Annotated in this window: 12 protein-coding genes; 10 read left to right on the forward strand and 2 right to left on the reverse strand. The window is 73.4% G+C overall.

The window, feature by feature from the left end:
- Positions 1–7: 7 nt before the first annotated feature.
- Positions 8–1,372 carry an FAD-binding oxidoreductase gene (locus FH610_RS20775; protein WP_139576184.1) on the reverse strand — a complete coding sequence of 455 codons (1,365 nt, stop codon included), beginning with the start codon at positions 1,370–1,372 and terminating at the stop codon, positions 8–10.
- Positions 1,373–1,543: 171 nt separating this feature from the next.
- Between FH610_RS20775 and FH610_RS20780 the strand changes: the two genes are divergently transcribed.
- From FH610_RS20780 to FH610_RS20805, 6 genes are all read left to right on the forward strand, one after another.
- A complete protein-coding gene (locus FH610_RS20780) occupies positions 1,544–4,885 on the forward strand; it encodes an ATP-binding protein (protein WP_161628040.1) in 3,342 nt (1,113 codons plus the stop codon).
- A gap of 105 nt (positions 4,886–4,990) precedes the next feature.
- Positions 4,991–6,394: a GTPase HflX gene (gene hflX / locus FH610_RS20785; protein ID WP_240809086.1), complete on the forward strand. Its 1,404-nt coding sequence runs from the start codon at positions 4,991–4,993 to the stop codon at positions 6,392–6,394.
- 452 nt (positions 6,395–6,846) lie between these two features.
- Positions 6,847–8,055, forward strand: coding sequence for an imidazolonepropionase (gene hutI, locus FH610_RS20790; protein WP_139576187.1), 1,209 nt, complete (start codon positions 6,847–6,849; stop codon positions 8,053–8,055).
- 63 nt (positions 8,056–8,118) lie between these two features.
- Complete coding sequence (locus FH610_RS20795; RefSeq protein ID WP_139576188.1) at positions 8,119–8,973, forward strand: DegV family protein; 855 nt, start codon at positions 8,119–8,121, stop codon at positions 8,971–8,973.
- A 353-nt stretch (positions 8,974–9,326) separates the two neighbouring features.
- A complete protein-coding gene (locus tag FH610_RS44550; protein WP_240809087.1) occupies positions 9,327–10,427 on the forward strand; it encodes a ComEA family DNA-binding protein in 1,101 nt (366 codons plus the stop codon).
- A 230-nt stretch (positions 10,428–10,657) separates the two neighbouring features.
- The gene (locus FH610_RS20805) at positions 10,658–13,171 is read left to right on the forward strand and encodes a ComEC/Rec2 family competence protein (RefSeq protein WP_240809088.1); all 2,514 of its coding nucleotides are present in this window, start codon (positions 10,658–10,660) and stop codon (positions 13,169–13,171) included.
- A 145-nt stretch (positions 13,172–13,316) separates the two neighbouring features.
- Here the strand turns inward: FH610_RS20805 and FH610_RS20810 are convergent, their stop codons facing one another.
- A complete protein-coding gene (locus FH610_RS20810; protein ID WP_139576189.1) occupies positions 13,317–14,165 on the reverse strand; it encodes a helix-turn-helix domain-containing protein in 849 nt (282 codons plus the stop codon).
- A gap of 146 nt (positions 14,166–14,311) precedes the next feature.
- Here FH610_RS20810 and FH610_RS20815 point away from each other — a divergent pair, with 146 nt between their 5' ends.
- The 4 genes from FH610_RS20815 to holA all read left to right on the forward strand — a co-directional run bounded on the left by FH610_RS20815 (position 14,312) and on the right by holA (position 17,615).
- Positions 14,312–14,578 (forward strand): Atu4866 domain-containing protein, encoded by a 267-nt coding sequence (locus tag FH610_RS20815; RefSeq protein WP_139576190.1) that lies wholly within the window; start codon positions 14,312–14,314, stop codon positions 14,576–14,578.
- A 98-nt stretch (positions 14,579–14,676) separates the two neighbouring features.
- Positions 14,677–15,435: an SDR family NAD(P)-dependent oxidoreductase gene (locus FH610_RS20820; protein WP_139576191.1), complete on the forward strand. Its 759-nt coding sequence runs from the start codon at positions 14,677–14,679 to the stop codon at positions 15,433–15,435.
- A gap of 108 nt (positions 15,436–15,543) precedes the next feature.
- Positions 15,544–16,311, forward strand: coding sequence for an SDR family NAD(P)-dependent oxidoreductase (locus FH610_RS20825; protein ID WP_139576192.1), 768 nt, complete (start codon positions 15,544–15,546; stop codon positions 16,309–16,311).
- 338 nt (positions 16,312–16,649) lie between these two features.
- A complete protein-coding gene (gene holA, locus FH610_RS20830) occupies positions 16,650–17,615 on the forward strand; it encodes a DNA polymerase III subunit delta (protein WP_205825922.1) in 966 nt (321 codons plus the stop codon).
- Positions 17,616–17,687: the final 72 nt, after the last annotated feature.

The raw sequence follows: 17,687 nt of genomic DNA on the forward strand, positions 1-17,687 counted from the left end.
GCCGCAGTCACCCGAGGACGGGGTGGTTGCCGAGGATCACGTCGTGCGGGTCGCGGCGGCGCTTGACCTGGCGCAGGCGGGCCAGGATCTCGGCCGGGAAGGCGGACGCCGCCGGCTCCCCGTGGCCGAGGAAGGTGAAGGGCGTGCGGCCGCTCGCGACCCCCGCCACCGCGTCGGCGACGGCCGACTGGCGGCGCCGGATCGCCTCCGCCATGCCGGGCGCCGCGAGGACGCCGAGCGTGCTCAGCAGGTAGGGCTCCGCGATGTGGCCGCAGGCCCCGCCCTTCTCGTCCACCCGGGCCAGCGCCCCGCCGAGGTGGCGGATCTGCACGTAGGCGAGCGGCGCGATGGTGCCGGGCCCGGCGGCGGCCAGCAGCGCCGCCGCCTCGGCGTCGCCGAGTCCGGTGAGCAGCTCGGAGCGCAGCATCGCGGGCGTGGGGTCGGTCGGCTCCGCGCAGATGTCCGCGAGGTTCGCCACGGGCATCGGGCATCGGGTGTCGAAGACGGGCTCGGGAATCCGGTCGAACCGGTGCAGCAGGGCCCGCGCCTCGTCCGGGTCGCCGAGGTAGGTGATGTCGATCGTCACGGCCGACAGGCCGCGCAGCGGCTCGGGCAGCTCGGGCAGCGGCGGGAACTGCAGCAGGTGGAACCAGACCGTCAGCTCCTCGGGCGCCTCGGCCGTGGTGGCGCGGAAGGCGGCCAGCACCTCCGCGGCCCGCCTGGCCGGCCACAGGATCCGCCCGCCGTACAGCACCGGAGCCGGGTGCAGGTCGATCTCCATCGCGGTCACCACCGCGAAGTCGCCCCCGCCGCCGCGCAGCGCCCAGAACAGCTCGGGATCGCTGCCGGCCGTGACGGTCGCGTGCTCGCCTGCGGCGTCCACGACCTCGAACGCGCGCACGCTGTCGGCGGCGAAGCCGTACCTGCGCCCGAACCAGCTCAGGCCCCCGCCCAGGGTGAACCCGGTGGCGCTGACGACCCCCGTGCTGCCCGCCAGCGGCGTCAGCCCGTGCTCGCCCGCCGCCGTGAGCACCTCGCCCCACGAGACGCCGGCCTCCACCCGGGCCACCCGCTCAGCCGGCCGTACGGTCAGGCCGCGCAACGCCGTGGTGCGCAGCAGGATCGCGTCGTCGAAGGCGGCCGGGGCGTGCCCGTTCGGCTGGGTGGCGACGCGCAGCCCGGCGAGGCCCGCGTAGCCGACCACGGCCGCGACGTCGTGCGCGTCCCGCGCCTCGACGACCGCCGCGACCCGCTGGTCGACGGCCATGTCCCAGGGGCGTCGGCTCTCGTCGAAGCCCTCGTCGCCCCGCACCAGCACCCGGCCGCGCACCACCCGGCGGAGATCGGCGCCGAGCGCCTTCACCTGGTCCATCTCTTCTCCTCCCCATCGTGGGTTCCTCGTGCGGGACCACCGTGGAACACGGGGATCGGAGCCTGCATGGGCGTGACTTGGAAACCGTCCAAGTCACCCCCAAGTGGACCGTTCCGGTGGGGGTCGTCCCGGCTCTACGCTTGCCGCAGCTATCAGAGGGGTTTTTCGGTCATGAACTCGCTGTCCTTCCGGCTGCTCGGCCCCTTCGAGGTCACCGGCGACGACGGCCACGTCATCGACCTCGGTCCGCGCAAGCAGCGGGCGGTGCTCGCCGTCCTCGCCCTGGAGCCCGGCAGGATCGTCTCCCTCGACCGGCTGATCGACGAGCTGTGGGCGGACGAGCCGCCCTCCAGTGCCACCGCGACGCTGCAGTCGTACGTCTCGAACCTGCGCAAGGTGCTGGAGCCTGGACGGCGCCCGCGCACGCCCCCGGCCGTGCTGCTCACCCGCGAGCCCGGCTACCTGCTGTCCGTCGCGCCCGGCCAGGTCGACCTCGTGCGCTTCGTCTCCTGGGTGGAGGACGGCCGCAGGGCGCTCGCCCGGCGCGAGTACGCCGCGGTGCTCGGGCTGATCGACCGGGCGCTGGAGACGTGGCGGGGCGAGCCGCTCGCCGAGTTCGCGGCCTACGATTTCGCCCAGCCCGTCATCGCGCGCCTGTCCGAGCTGCGGGCGGTGGCGGTCGAGGACCGGTTCGAGGCCAGGCTCGCCATGGGCGACGGGCCCTCGTGCGTGGCCGACCTGGAGCGGCTGGTCGAGGCGTACCCCTACCGCGAGCGGCTGTGGAGCCTGCTCGTCCTCGCCCTCTACCGGTCGGGCAGGCAGACCGACGCGCTCGGCGCGCTGCGCCGGGTGCGGGCCCTGCTCGCCGGGGAGATGGGCCTGCAGCCCGGCCCCGAGCTGCGGCGGCTGGAGCAGGCCGTGCTGGAGCAGTCGCCGGCTCTGGACGCGCCCGCGCCCCTGGAAGAGCCCGCCGTCGCGCGGCCGGCCGCCCCGGAGGAGAGATCCCTCTCGGCGGCCGAGCCGCCGTCGGCCGCGGCCCTCGTCGCACGCGAGCGCGAACTCGCCCGCCTCACCGAACGGCTCGGCGCCGTACGGCGGGGCCGCGGCGGCGTGCTGCTGGTGACCGGCGAGCCGGGAATCGGCAAGACCAGGCTGGCCCAGCTCGCCGCTGAGGAGGCCGAGGCCCGTGGCGTCACGGTCGTCTGGGGCCGCTGCGTGGAGGCCGAGGCGGCCCCGCCGTTCTGGCCCTGGCTGCAGGCGCTGCGCGAGCTGGGGGAGCGGGGCCGGGCCGCCGCGCGGCTTCTCGCGGGCGAGGGCGACGCCGCCGCCGATCCCGAGGCCGCGCTCTTCGAGCTGTACGAGGGCGTGCTGGCCGCGCTCGCCCGATCCGGCACGCCGACGCTGGTGGTGCTGGACGACCTCCACGCGGCGGACGCCGCCTCGCTGCGGCTGCTCGCCTTCCTCGCTGCCGAGCTGCCCCGCAGGCCCGTGCTGGTGCTGGCCACCGTACGGCCGGAGCCGGGCAGGGAGCCCGAGCGGCTGCGCGACACCCTCGCCGCCCTCACCCGCGAGCCCGGCACCGAGCGGCTCACCCTCGCGCCGTTCACCAAGGAGGAGGTCGGCGCGTTCCTGCGGCGGCACGACCTGACCGACCCCGCGCTCGCCGAGGTGCTCTACCGCCGCACCGGCGGCAACCCCTTCTACCTCGGCGAGCTGCTGCGGCTGCTCGGCAGCGAGCACCGGCTCGACGCCGCGTCGCTGGGCGTGCCCCAAGGCGTCATGGAGGTCATCGAGCGGAGGGCCGCGCGGCTGCCCGACCCCACCAGGGAACTGCTGCGCCGCGCCGCCGTCCTGGGCCGCGACGTCAGCCTCGACGTGCTGGAGGCGCTCACGGAAACCCCAGCGGAGGAGGTGATGTCGTTGCTGGAGCCCGCCGTCGCCGTCGGCCTCCTCGCCGAGGCGCCGGGAGGCTTCGACTACCGCTTCTCGCACGCCCTGGTGCGTGACGCGCTCTACGCCGGGCTCAGCCGCCTGGAGAAGGCCAGGCTCCACCTGGGCGTGGCGGAGGCCCTGGAGTCCCTGCCGACGGCGCCGCCCGGCGGCGACAAGGCGGCGCGCCTGCCCGTCCTCGCCCACCACTTCGCCATGGCGGCGCGGGTCGGGGGAGCGGACAAGGCCGTCGGCTACGCCGCCAGGGCGGCCAGGCAGGCGACCGCGCAGCGCGCGTACGACGAGGCGGTCGAGCTGTGGGACAAGGCGCTGCTCGCCCTCGGCACGCGCGACCCGGCCAGGCGGTGCCGCCTGCTGATCGAGCTGGGCCGGTCGCTGCGCGTGGTCGGGGACGCCGTGCGGGCTCGGGCGGCACTCGAGGAGGCCATCGAGCTGGCGGAGGACACGGCCGACCGGGAGGCCCTGGTGGAGGCCGTGGCGGTGTTCGGCACCCTCAGCGTCTGGAACTGGCGGTCGTACGGAGTGGTCGACGACCACACGGTCGCCCTCATCGAGAACCTGCTGGCGGGCCCCCTGGACGACGCCCACCGGGCGGCGCTGCTCGGCACTCTCGGTATCGAGCTCAACTACGGGCCTCGCCGGGCCGAAGGCGAGGCGATGGTGGCGGAGGCTGTGGAGATCGCCCGCGGGATCGGCGACCCGGCCCTGCTCCTCCAGGTGCTCAACAACTACGTGATCGCGTCCTGGGTGCCGGAGCGGGAGAACGAGCGGCGCCGTGCCGCCGAGGAGATGCTCGCGGTGCCGGATCTTCCCGCCGCGGCTGAGATCGTGGCCCGGGTGCACCGGATGGCCTGCCTGTTCAGGGCGGGGGAGCTGACCAAGTGGGAGCGGGACCTGGCCCGCGCCGAGCATCTGCTGCAGGAGGTCAGGAGATCTGAGCTGACGGCGATGGTGCGCATCGCCGAGGCCGCGCGGCTGACCCTGGACGGCCGCTGGGACGAGGTCGAGCGCCTCGCCGGCGAGCTCGGCGAGGTCTTCGGCGACAGCAGCATGTGGGGCCTGGGCGTCGTGCGGCCGACCATGCTCTACGCCTGCCGCCGGGGACAGGGCAGGGTCGCCGAAATCCTCGAGGAGGTCATCGCGGCGGCGTCGCAGCCGCACAACGACCCGCTGCGTCCCATAGCCGTGCTCGCGGCGCTCGACGTGGGCGATCGCGAGCTGGCCGGGAACCTGATCGCCCGATGGGGCACGACCGTCCCCGACGACTGGTCGGGGGAGTTCGTCGCCGTCGTCTGGTCTTACGTCGCGGCCCGGCTCGGCGTCCCCGATCCCTCGGGCCTGTACGCCAGGCTGGCGCCGTACGCCGACCGGCTGGCCCTGCACGGCAGCGGCACGGTCGGCTGGGGCTCCGTCCACCAGGCGCTGGCGATGCTGTCGGTGGCCATGGGCGACCGGGAGCGGGCCCTGGACCACGCGCGCCGGGCCCACGAGATCCACACCCGCCTGGGGCTGGACTACTGGGCGGGGCGGAGCGCGCGACTCCTGGCCGAACTGCGCGTATAAGGGAGTGCGTACGTCCCGGGGGTCGTGTCACCATCGACGGAAGGCACCCGGGGTCCGGGAAGGCATCGGGGTGTCCGACTGTTCTGTCTAGTAGAGATGACATATATGCGAAACGAGCCCGAAGACCTCGCCGTAGGCGATTACGAACTGGAAGAGCGCCAGGCGCTCCGCCGCGTAGCGGGTCTGTCGACAGAGCTCGAAGACATCACCGAAGTCGAGTACCGGCAGCTCCGGCTGGAGCGCGTCGTCCTGGTCGGCGTCTGGGCGGGCGGCACGGCCCTGGAGGCGGAGAACTCGCTGCAGGAGCTGAAGCTGCTGGCCGAGACCGCCGGATCGCAGGTGCTGGAGGGTCTGATCCAGCGTCGCGACCGGCCCGACCCCGCCACCTACATCGGATCGGGCAAGGCGATCGAGCTGCGGGACATCGTGGCCGCCGGCGGCGCCGACACCGTGATCTGCGACGGCGAGCTGACCCCCGGTCAGCTCCGCCAGCTCGAGGAGATCGTGAAGGTCAAGGTCATCGACCGGACCGCGCTGATCCTCGACATCTTCGCCCAGCACGCCAAGAGCCGCGAGGGCAAGGCCCAGGTCGAACTGGCTCAGCTGCAATACCTGCTGCCGCGCCTGCGAGGCTGGGGTGGCAATCTGTCCCGCCAGGTCGGCGGTCGCGCCGCCGGCGGCGTCGGCATCGGCGGCCGCGGCCCCGGTGAGACCAAGATCGAGCTGGACCGGCGGCGGATCCGCGAGCGGATGGCCAAGCTGCGGCGGCAGATCAAGGAGATGTCGACCGCACGGCAGACCATGCGGCACCGTCGGCAGGCCCGCGAGGTGCCGGCCGTGGCGATCGCCGGATACACCAACGCCGGCAAGTCGTCGCTGCTCAACCGGCTCACCGGTGCGGGCGTGCTGGTCGAGGACGCGCTGTTCGCGACCCTCGACCCCACCGTGCGCAAGGCCCGCACGCCCGAGGGCCGCCTGTTCACGCTGGCCGACACGGTCGGTTTCGTCCGGCACCTGCCCCACCAGCTCGTCGAGGCGTTCCGCTCGACGCTGGAGGAGGTGGCGGACGCCGACCTGATCCTCCACGTGGTGGACGGGTCGCATCCCGATCCCGAGTCGCAGATCGCGGCCGTCCGCGAGGTGCTGGCCGAGATCGAGGGCGCGCGGGACATCCCGGAGATCGTGGTCGTCAACAAGGCCGACGCCGCCGATCCCGTCGTGCTGACCCGGCTGACGATGAAGGAGCGGCACAGCGTGGTCGTCTCCGCCCGCACCGGGGCCGGGATGGGCGAGCTGATGTCCGTGATCGAGCGGGAGCTGCCCCGCCTCGACCACGAGGTCAGGCTGCTGGTGCCGTACGACAGGGGCGACCTGATCGCGCGGGCGCACAGCGAGGGCGAGGTCCTGTCGCTGGAGCACACCGGCGACGGCACGATCCTGCACGCCCGGGTCTTCGCCGACCTGTACGCGGAGCTGGACCGGGTGGCCAAGCCCGTCGAGACCGTCTGACGCCTCTCACAGGCGGGCCACCTCCGGCGTGTCGGTGGCCCGCCAGCGGTTGCCCTTGCTACGATAAGGAAAGCCTAATGGGACCTTATGGCGTGGGTAACAACATGACACCAGGCAGTGCGGTCACCCTTTCCAAGGCGTTCGCGGATATCGGATCGGTCTCGTCGATCCTGATCTCGCCGCAGCGTGTGAGACGACTGATGCGCGGCGATGCGCATGAGACCGGCGTACGTTTCTGTCGCTAACCCTGTACATCAAGCCCACCTGTGAAATACCGTAACTGAACTGAATCGCCCGGGTTCGAGACCCCGGCGGTAGGGTCATCGCACAACATCGGTGCGCGATGAGGCAGGAGACCCCCCAATGACGTCCGGACGCGAAGCGGACCCGGCGGGCCAGGCGCCCGCAGGCGGGGGCCGTTCGCCGTCCCGGGGTGTTTGGCAGGTGATCGGATGACCGTTCGCCTTCTCACGAACATCGGCCGGCTCTGGACCGGGCACGATGTGTGCAGCAACGCGGCGATCCTGGTGCACAACGACCGGATCGCGTGGGTCGGCCGCGCCGCCGATCTCCCGCAGAGCGTTCCCGGCGTCGTGGACGACATCGTCGACGTCGACCACGTGGAGAACCTCGGCGGTGCGCTCGTCACGCCCGGCCTCATCGACGCGCACACCCACCCCGTCTACGCGGGCAACCGCTACGCCGAGATGGCGATGCGTTCCGGCGGGTCCAGCGCCTCGGCCATCGCGGCGGCGGGCGGCGGCATCGGCTCGACCGTCACCGTCACGCGGGGCACCGACCCCTGGACGCTGTGCAACGGGGTCCGCGAGCGGCTGCGCGAGTGGTTGCTCGGCGGCACCACGACCGTCGAGGCCAAGACCGGCTACCACCTGACCCGCGACGGCGAGCTGGCCGACGTGCGGCTGCTGCGCGAGCTCGAGAAAGAGCCGATGATGCCGCGGGTCCACGTCACGTTCATGGCCGCCCACGTGGTGCCGCCGGAATACTTCGGCCGCCAGCGCGACTACGTCGAGGCCGTGGCCTCCTGGTGCGCGGACGCCGCCGGCGCCGGGGCCGACAGCGTGGACGTCTACTGCGACGACGGTCACTTCACCGCCGAGGAGGCCCGCTGGGTGCTGGCCTCCGGCCGCAACGTCGGGCTGCTGCCGCGCATCCACGCGGGCGCCTACAACCGGCGCGGCGCCGTCCAGCTCGCGGCCGAGATGGGCTGCGCCTCCGCCGACCTGCTCCACCACGCCTCGGACGAGGACGTCGCCATGATGGCGAGATACGGCGTGCCCGCCGTCGTCTGCCCGGGCGCGGCCCTGCAGGTGGGCCACCTCCCGCCGGTGCGCCGGATGCTGGCCCAGGGCGTGCCGGTGGCGCTCGGCAGCGACCACAACCCCGGCCACTGCGGCATCACCTCGATGTCCCTGGTCATCAGCCTCGCCGTGGCGGCGTTCGGGATGAGCGTCGGAGACGCCTTGCGGGCCGCCACGCTGGGCGGCGCCCAGGTCCTCGGCGCTCCCGACCGCGGCATCCTCGCTCCCGGCCGCCTCGCCGACATCGTCCAGTGGGACGCCGACCACGAGGGCGCGTTCGCCTGGTCGTTCGGCCTCAAGCCGCGTCGCGTCTGGCGGGGCGGCGTACCGGTCCAGTGACCGGTGTGGCCTGAACGTTCACGAAGAGGTTGCCGGGCGATCACCCTTGGGTAATCTCGCGATATGTCACCACCTGTCGCTGTCGTCACCGATTCCACGGCGTACCTGGGCGCCGAGGCGACCGGCAGATGGAACATCACCGTCGTACCGGTTCAGGTGATCCTGGGCGATCGCGAGATCGACGACGTGACCCCGTTCGACGCCGGTCTTCTCGCGCACGCCCTCAAGGGCCGCTCGCCGATCGTCACCTCGCGCCCGGCCCCCGAGCGCTTCGCCGACGCCTACCGGCGGGCCGCCGCGAACGGCGCCGCCGCGATCGTCTCCGTCCACCTGTCCGGCGCGCTGTCCGGCACCGCGGACTCCGCGCGACTCGCCGCGCGTGAGGCCCCCGTGCCGGTCGAGATCGTCGACAGCGGGTCGATCGCCATGGGACTCGGCTTCGCGGTCCTGGCCGCCGCGGGGGCGGCCGGGGCGGGAGCCGCCGCCGCCGAGGTGGCCGACGTGGCCCGTCGGCGGGCCGCTGCCGCGAGCACGTTCTTCTACGTCGAGACGCTCGACTACCTGCGGCACGGCGGCCGCATCGGACGGGTGACCAACCTCCTGGGATCGGCGCTGTCGATCAAACCGCTGCTGCGCATGGCCGACGGCGAGATCGGCGTTCTGGAGAAGGTCCGCACCGGGAGCCGCGCCCTCGCCCGCTTGGAGGACCTGGCCGTCGAGGCGGCCGGGGACCGGCCGGTCGACGTGGCCGTGCAGCACCTGATGGCGGCCGAGCGGGCCGAGGCGCTCACCAAGGGCCTGACGGCACGGCTGCCCAGGCTCGTACGGATGTGGGTGGCCGAGGTCGGGCCTGTCCTCGGCGCTCACGTCGGCCCCGGCATGCTCGGCGTCACCGTCGCCCCCGCCGCCGTGGACTGAGCGTCCGGGCAAGGCCGCACCATCCCCGCCGCGCTGCTGGTTGTGCTGCCCGGCCGTGCGACCGTGTTGCGCCGCCTGGCCGTGCCGCCGCGCCGTGCGGTGCCGCGCCGCTGTGCCGGGCCGCGCAGGCGTCGTCCCGTCGTGCCGTCGTGCCGTCGTGCCGTCGTGCCGTCGTGCCGTCGTGCCGTCGTGCCGTCGTGCCGTCGTGCCGTCGTGCCGTCGTGCCGTCGTGCCGCAGTGTCGCGCCGTGCCCTCGCGCCCCTCGCCTGGCGGGCTCTCCAGGGTTCGCGGGTTGTCCACAGAATCACGTTCGGCAGCGAGCGGGGACCTGGCATGTCCCTACCGTCCATGGCGTGCGAAGCAAGGAGTCTCGCGGGGCCGTCCGCGGCGTCGTCGGCGAGTCCCGCCTGCGCGGGCTGCTGCGTCCGCTCGACCCGGTTCCCCCGTCCGCGCGCCTGCGGTCGACGCCGTCCCCGCCTGGGCCGCCGCCGTCGTTCGGCGCCCCCCACCTCGTCCGTACGGAGACGTACGTGCCGGAGCATCCGGCGGAGACCGAGGACGGCCCTTACCGGGAGGAGACCTCCGGCATGTCCGGCACGCCCGAAGAGGTCGCCGATCGGCGGGAGGGACGAGCGGACGGGCCCGGAACGTCCGTGCGGGACCTGCGGACGCTCGGACGGGGGGCTCTCGGTCGCGCTCTGCCACGGCTCGACCCGGGCATGTCCGGGCTGCGGGTGCTGGTGGCCGCCGGGCTGCTCGCGGCGGTCGTCACCGGGATCCTGGCCTGGCGGTCGAGGCCGGTGGCTGAGCCCGTCGCCCCGCCGCTCCCGGCCGCCGCGGGTCGCGACCTCGGCCCTGCCGCCGACCGCGTCGCAGGCTCCGCCGCCGGCCCAACCGGGGCACCGGGTTCGGCCTCGCCCGCGACGTCGGGTCCTGCGGCCGATAGCGGGCCGGGCGCGACGGCCTACGTCCCGGGCGCCGCTGGTCCCATGGCCACGACCCCCGGTTCATCGGCGCGAGTCGTGGTTCACGTGACGGGCAAGGTCCGCAACCCCGGGGTGTTCGTCCTCGCGTCCGGCTCGCGGGTCGCCGACGCGATCGAGGCCGCGGGAGGTCTGCGGAAGGGCGCGAAGCCGGGTGGGATCAACCTGGCTCGGCGTCTGGTGGACGGTGAGCAGATCGTCGCCGGAAGCCCGGCGACGGCCGGCGCGGGCCCCGCTGCCGGCTCTGAATCGGGCATGGCGCCGGGGGCGCAGGGAGCCGGGGTGGTGAACCTCAACACCGCCACAGCCGAGCAACTCGACGCGCTGCCCGGGATCGGCGGCGTGATCGCGCAACGGATCGTCGACTACCGGGACGCGCACGGAGGCTTCCAGAGTGTCGACCAGTTGAAGGACGTCCCAGGCATCGGAGACAGGAAGTTCGCCGAGATGCGCGACAAGGTCTCCGTGTGACCACCGCCGGCTTTCCCCACGACCTCCCCGAGGGCCGCGACGAGCCAACGCAGGATGAGCCGCGGCGTGACGAGCCAGGCCGCGACGAGCCAACGCAGGGTGAGCCGCGGCGTGACGAGCCAGGCCGTGACGAGCCAGGGCAGGGTGAGCCGCGGCGTGACGAATCGGGCCGCGAGGAGCCGGGGCGCGGCGGGGCGGTCTCCGGGCCGGCTGCTCTGGCCGCTCCTGCGGTGGCCTCCTGGCTCACGGCACTCGTGCTGCTCGGCTGCCCCGCCGCCGCCGGAGCCGCCGTGGCGCTGGCCGCGGCTGTCGCGGGCGCCGTCACATGGGCCGCGGCGCGGCGCCGCAACCAGGTGGCGGACTCCGACCAGGCTCCGGCAGGAGAGCACTCCGCCGCCGCGGGCGGGAAATGGGCAGCTGAGGCACCCCGACACCGCTTGGGAGAGCAGCAGCGGCGGACGGGCGGGGCCGCCGCGAGGATCGCACTGGCGGTGCTCGCGTCCGTGGCCGTTACGGCCGCGGTGACGGCGTTCACGGTCCACGGGGTGACGACCGGGCCGGTGCCGGACCTGGCCCGCCGGGACGTCACGGTGACCGCGGAGGCTGAGATCACCGACGATCCGCGCATCCGGCCGCACCAGGGCGGGGTGTCCCGGCGCGAGACGGCGGTCGTCCGGGCCCGGATGCTGCTGGTGTCGGCCGTTCGGGAGCGGTACGCCGTGGACGTGCCCGTCGTGCTGCTCGGTCCCGCGGGCGGCTGGCGTCCGCTGCTGCCGAGCCAGCGGGTCAGGGTGCGCGGGCGGTTGCGCCCGGCCGAGCCGGGTGAGCCCGTCGCGGCCGTGATGCTCGTCCGGGGGCCGCCCGAGGCGATCGGCGCGCCCTCGTCCGTGCAGCGTGCGGCCGGAGCGCTGCGCGGGGGGCTGCGCGAGGCGAGCGATGTGCTGCCGGACGATCAGCGCGGGCTGCTGCCCGGCCTGGTCGTCGGCGACGTGTCGCGGCTGGACGAGGAGGTCCGGCTCGACCTGGCGACGGCGGGGCTCGGCCACCTCACCGCCGTATCCGGCACCAACCTCGCGATCACGGCGGGCGCCGTGCTGGTGCTCGGGCGCTTCGCCGGCCTGCCACTGGCCCTCCGGGCCGTCGTCGCGGTCGTCGCGATGATCGCGTTCTCGGTCGTGGCGAGGCCGTCGCCGAGCGTGCTGCGAGCCCTCGTCATGGGAACCGTCGCCGCCGTGGCCCTCGGCACCGGCCGCGGCCGGGACGGCGTGGCCGCCCTGTCGGCGACCGTGCTGGGACTGGTCGTGTTCGATCCCGGGCTGGCCCGGCAGTGGGGCTTCGCGCTGTCGGTGTTCGCGACCGGCGGCATCCTGATCCTCGCGCCCCGGTGGCGTGACCGTCTGACGGCGCGCCGGGTGCCCCGCCTGCTCGCGGAGGCCCTGGCCGTGACCGCCGCGGCACAGGCGGCGGTAACGCCCCTGCTGGTGCTGATGTCCGGGCGCATCGACCTGGCCGCGATCCCGGCCAACCTGCTCGCGGAGCCCGCGGTGGCGCCCGCGACGGTGCTGGGGTTCGGGGCCGCCGTGATCGCCCCGGTGAGCATGGACCTGGCCCGGCTGCTGGTACGCCCTGCCGGGTGGGCCGTGGGCTGGATCATTTCGGTGGCGCAGTGGGCGGCGGACCTTCCGTTCGCCTCTGCGGAATGGCCGGGGGGCGCGGTGGGTGTCGCCGCGTTCGGGGCGGCGGCCGTCGCGGGATGGCTCGTCCTGCGGGGCCGTGCGCGAAGACGGCTGGTGGCGGCGCTCGCTGCGGGGGCACTGCTCGCCGCACTCGTCGCCATGCCGGTGGTGTCGCCCTGGCCGCCACCGGGATGGCTGCTGGTCGTCTGCGACGTCGGCCAGGGGGACGCCCTGGCGCTGGCGGCCGGTCCCGGCCGGGCCGTGGTGGTCGACGCCGGACCGCAGCCGGGCCCCGCCGATCGGTGCCTGCGCGCTCTCGGAGTGCGGCAGGTGCCGCTCGTGGTCCTCACCCACCCCCACCTCGACCACGTCGGGGGGCTGCCGGGCGTGTTGCGCCGCCGCGCGGTGGGGGCGGTGGTCGTGAGCCCGAGCCGCGTGCCGGAGGGAGAGGCCGGTCGCGTCTCCGCGCAGCTCAGGACGGCGCGGATTCCGGAATGGCAGGCGGTCCCCGGGATGCGGTGGCGGTTCGGGCCGAGCGAGATCACCGTGCTCGCCCCCGAGGCCGGTGTGGCGCCGCAGGGACCCGGCGAGGGGGCGACGGCCAACAACGCCAGCGTCGTGCTGCTGGTTCGCTGGTCCGGGCCGCCCACGGCAGCGGGCGACCCGCCCGCAGCACCCGGCGCAGCCGCAACGCCGGCATCGCCCGCAGCGCCGGCAGGGCCCGGAGGACGACCGGCGTCGGGGACGATTCTGGGGGCGGCCCTGCTCGCAGGCGACCTGGAAACGGAGGCGCAGGAATCCCTCCTGCGGCGCGGCCTGCCACGGGTCGACGTGCTGAAAGTGCCCCATCATGGATCGTCCCGGCAGGCGCCGGCCTTCCTCGCCGCCACGGGCGCGCGGGCCGCCCTCATCAGCGTCGGCGCGGTCAACGACTACGGGCATCCTGCCCCGCTGACGCTGCGGCGCCTGCGCTGGCTCGGCATGCGCCCCTACCGTACCGACCTGTCGGGGGACATCGCCGTCGTCGCCACCCCCAACGGCCTCGCCGTCGTCGTACGGGGCAAGTGAGCGGGTGGAGCCGTGCGCGAAGCTCAAGAGCGGAACGGTGCTTCCGCACCCAGCGCGGGCACGTGCGCTTCGCTCGGCAGCGGCCTGTTCGCAAGGAATACCGGGGTGGCGGACTCTGGCCGTGGAAGCGCTCCTGACCTGCCAATCAACGGTGCGGACGTGGTTCGGCCTGGCGCTGGGTGGCGTGGATGGAGCCGAGGAGATCCAGCGCCTGGGCGCTGGCGCTGCCTGGCTCGGCATGGTAGATCACAAGCTGCTGGCCGGGGGCGTCGCGTACGTCGAAAGCCTGGTAGGTGAGCGTGAGGGGTCCAACGTCGGGGTGGAGGAAGTGCTTGGCGTCCTGGGTCTTGCCGCGCACGGTGTGAGCCTTCCAGAGGCGGGCGAAGTCCACACTGTGCTCGGTGAGGGTGCGGACGAGTTCGCGTAGCCGCGGGTTGTCCGGATCGAAGCCTGCTGCCTGGCGCAGATTGGCGACGGTGGCCTGGGCCGCCCGGTCCCAGTCTGTGTAGAAGCCTCGGCCCGCAGGGTCGAGGAAGGTCATGCGGGCCAGGTTGTCCGCCGGCTCGAACGGGGCGTAGAGGGCGTCGGCCAGGGAGTTGGTGGCGAGGATGTCCAGGGTTCGGCTCATGACGAATGCCGGAGTGCTGGGGTAGCCGTCCATCAACTGGCGCAGCGCCGGGCTGACCCGGTCGGCGACGTGGGCGGAGGGCCGGTCGCCCGGCGCTGTCCCGGCCAGCAGGTACAGGTGCGCTCGGGCATCTGCGTCGAGGCGCAGCGCGCGGCTGAGGGCGTCGAGCACCTGGGGTGAGGGGTTGCGCTCGCGCCCTTGTTCCAGGCGCGTGTAGTAGTCGGCGTTCACTCCGGCCAGGACGGCGACCTCCTCACGGCGCAGCCCGGCGACTCTGCGGGCCCCGTAGCTCGCCATGCCGACGTCCTCCGGCTGCAGCCCGGCGCGGCGGGCGCGCAGGAAGTCCCCCAGATGGTTGCTGTCCATGTGCTCAGGCTATGCGGCAGCTTCGCCGTGCTGCCTGGGTGCGCCGCACCCAGGCAGCGCACGTCCTGGTTGATGCCTCCTGACCTGCGCAGACTCGGTGGAGCAAGCCAGGACCGCGTGGAGTGAGCAAAGGAAAGGAGCCCGCCATGGCCCAGATCGCTGATGACGGCAACGTCGACGTGATCGGAATGTGGGTGACAGCGGACGGTTACATCCGCCAGGAGTTGCTGCCGGACGGCCGCTACGACGAGGCCCGCGGCGAGCGGCGCAGCTCGTACACCGGCCGGTACACGGTGACCGGCAGCCACCTCGACTACGTCGACGACACCGGGTTCACCGCGACGGGTGACATCCGGGATGGGGTCCTCTATCACGAGCACCTCGTGCTGTACCGGGAGGAGAGGCCGTCATGACCGAGGTCGCCGGCGGCTTCACCGGCATCTGACCGGCGCCCGCAACGCCACAAGACCCGACCCAGCGATCGGCACAACGAGACACAGGGGGATTTCCCATGACAGGGCAACGACTCGCCGGCAAGGTCGCGCTGATCACCGGCGCGACCGGCGGCATCGGCACGGCGACCGCCGAACTCTTCGCCGACGAAGGCGCCCGGCTGGTGATCACCGATGTCGCCGAAGGGCCCCTGCGCGACCTGGCCCACCGGATCGAGGCGCGTGGCGCGGAGGTCGTTGCCGCCCGCCTCGACGTCTCCTCCGCGCGGGAGTGGGACGACGTGATCGGCGTCGTGCGCGACCGGTTCGGCATGCTGAACGTGCTGGTGAACCTCGCCGGCATCGTGGACTGGCCGGGCATCGAGGACACGCGGGAGGACGCCTGGGACCGCGTCATCGACGTGAACCAGAAAGGCACCTGGCTCGGTATGAAGGCGGCGATGGCGCTCCTGCGCGCGAGTGGCAACGCGTCTGTGATCAACACGTCATCGGTGCTCGGGCTCGTGGGAAGCGGCGCCGCCGCGGCCTACCAGGCGTCCAAGGGCGCGGTGCGCCTGTTGAGCAAGACCGCCGCGGTCGAGTACGCGCGGCAGGGAGTGCGGGTCAACTCCGTGCATCCCGGGGTCATCGCGACGCCGATGATCCAGGATCTCCTGGACGAGCAGGGCGATCAACAACCGGACATCCAGCGCACCCCGATGCGCCGGGCCGGCCGTGCCGACGAGATCGCACCGGCTTTCCTCTTTCTCGCCTGCGACGACTCCTCGTTCGTCACCGGCTCGGAGCTCGTGGTCGACGGCGGGCTCACCGCTTACTGAGCAGCGGACTCGCAGGACGGCGCGCAGAGAAGTCTGCCGCCGCGTCATCGCGAGGCGATTCAGGCGCCTCGCAACCGGCGTCTGACCTCACCACCCAAGGAATGGACAATGACACCCGCGAATCCGTCCGTCGAGACCGCCGAGTTCGCTGGAAAGGTCGCCCTCGTCACCGGGGCCGCGCGCGGCGTGGGCAAGGAGACCGTCCGGCTGCTGCACCACCGCGGCGCACAGATCGTCGCCGTCGATCAACGCCCCGGGGTGAAGGAACTGCCCGCCGAGTTTCCGGGCGTGCACCCCCTTGTCGGCGATGTCACCGATGAGGCGACCGCCACCCTCGCGGTGCGGGAGGCCGTCGATGTCTTCGGCGGTCTCGACATCCTGGTCAACAACGCCGGGCGCACCATCAACAAGCCGATCACAGAGACGACGGCGCAGGACTGGGACGCCGTGATGGCGGTCAACGCCCGGGGTTCTTTCTTCTTTGCCCGTGAGGCGTTCCGTGCGATGCGGAACCTTGGTGGTGGAGCCATCGTGAGCACGGGCTCCTACGTCTGCACGATCGCGCTGCCCGAGGGCGCCGCCTATAGCGCGTCCAAGGGGGCACTGGCCCAGTTGACCAAGGTCCTCGCCGTAGAGGGCGGGCCCTTGGGCATCCGGGCGAACATCGTGGCCGCGGGCGTCATCGAGACCGACTTCCTCGACACCTTCCGCTCCGACAGCCGCGCGTACCTGGCGTCCTTCGCCGGCGCCCAGCCGCTCGGCCGGGTGGCCAAGCCGGAGGAGATCGCCGAGGTGCTCTGCTTCCTCGCATCGCCGCGTTCGAGCTTCATCACGGGCGCCGTGGTCGCGGCGGACGGCGGGTTCACCGCGATTTGAGCGGCAGACCCGTACCCCCGCAACACGGCAGGCGGCAGCGGCAGGCGGACGGCGGGCGTCTGCGCGGCGGCAGCGGCGCAAGAGCTGTGCACGGTCGGCGCGAGACGGACGACCGAGGCCCTGACTCCGCGCTGGGTCAGCGCGACCGCCGCCTCCTCCGGCCGGCACCCGGCCCGCTGCGGGATCACGTCGTCCGCCTCCGACGCGGCCTCCCGCAGCATGTCCCGGCCTGACGAGGTCGGCGTCGTCGGTCGAACTCGGCTGTGCGCGCTGGGATCCGTCGCGGAGACGGAAGGCGGATGTGCCCCCGACAGCGTGGGCGTGGCATGCTGCGTCACATGGCGAACCCAGCACCTGTGACCCTGGTCGTCGGCGACGAGGAGTTCCTGGCCGATCGCGCCGTCGGCTCCATCGTGGCGGCGGTACGCGCCGAGGATTCGGGGGCGGAGCTGCACGACCTTCAGGGGAGCAAGGTGGAGCCGGGGGAGCTCACCGGGCTCGCTTCCCCCTCGTTGTTCGGCGACCGGTCGATCATCGTGATCCGCGGGGCACAGGACCTCTCGAAGGACGTCATCGCCGAGATCCTTAAATACACCGCCCATCCGGCCGACGACACGGTGCTGGTGCTGGCCCACCCCGGCGGGGTCAAGGGAAAGGCGCTGGTGGACGGCGTGAAGAAGGCGGGCGCCGACGTCGTGACCGTGGCCAAGGTGACCAAGGCGGGAGAGCGGCTCGACTTCATCAAGGCCGAGGTGCGCAGGGAGGGCCGCTCGATCTCGGCCGCCGCCGCCCAGGCGCTGCTCGACGCCGTGGGCAGCGACCTGCGCGAGCTGGCGGCCGCCTGCAATCAGCTCGCCTTCGACACCGAGGGCAAGAACATCGACGAGGCGGCGGTCGCGAAGTACTACCGGGGACGCGCCGAGGTCAGCGGCTTCACCATCGCCGACCTGGCGATCGAGGGCCGCTTGGGTGAGGCGCTGGAACAGGTCCGGTGGGCCATCGCCACGGGTGTGGCTCCGGTGCTGATCGTCAGCGCGCTGGCGGGAGGCCTGCGCTCGCTCGCCAAGGTGGGCGGGGCGCCCCGCAACCTGCGCGGCGGCCAGCTCGCGAGCCATGTGGGCATGCCGCCTTGGAAGATCGACCGGGTGAAGCGCCAGCTGGCCGGCTGGGGGCCTGAGGGGATCTCCGTCGCCCTGCAGGCCGTGGCGACGGCCGACGAGCAGGTCAAGGGCGGCGGCACCGACCCGGCGTACGCGCTGGAGAAGGCCGTCCACACGATCGTGGCCAGCCGAAGCACGCGCTGAGCCGTTTCCGCCGTCGGCTCAGGCGTGGCCCGGGGTTGCCGAGGCGCCCCTCCGGGGCCGGTCGAACACGCC

Origin of the sequence: Microbispora catharanthi (assembly GCF_006334915.2) — a bacterium.
In the GTDB taxonomy this organism is placed as follows: domain Bacteria; phylum Actinomycetota; class Actinomycetes; order Streptosporangiales; family Streptosporangiaceae; genus Microbispora; species Microbispora catharanthi.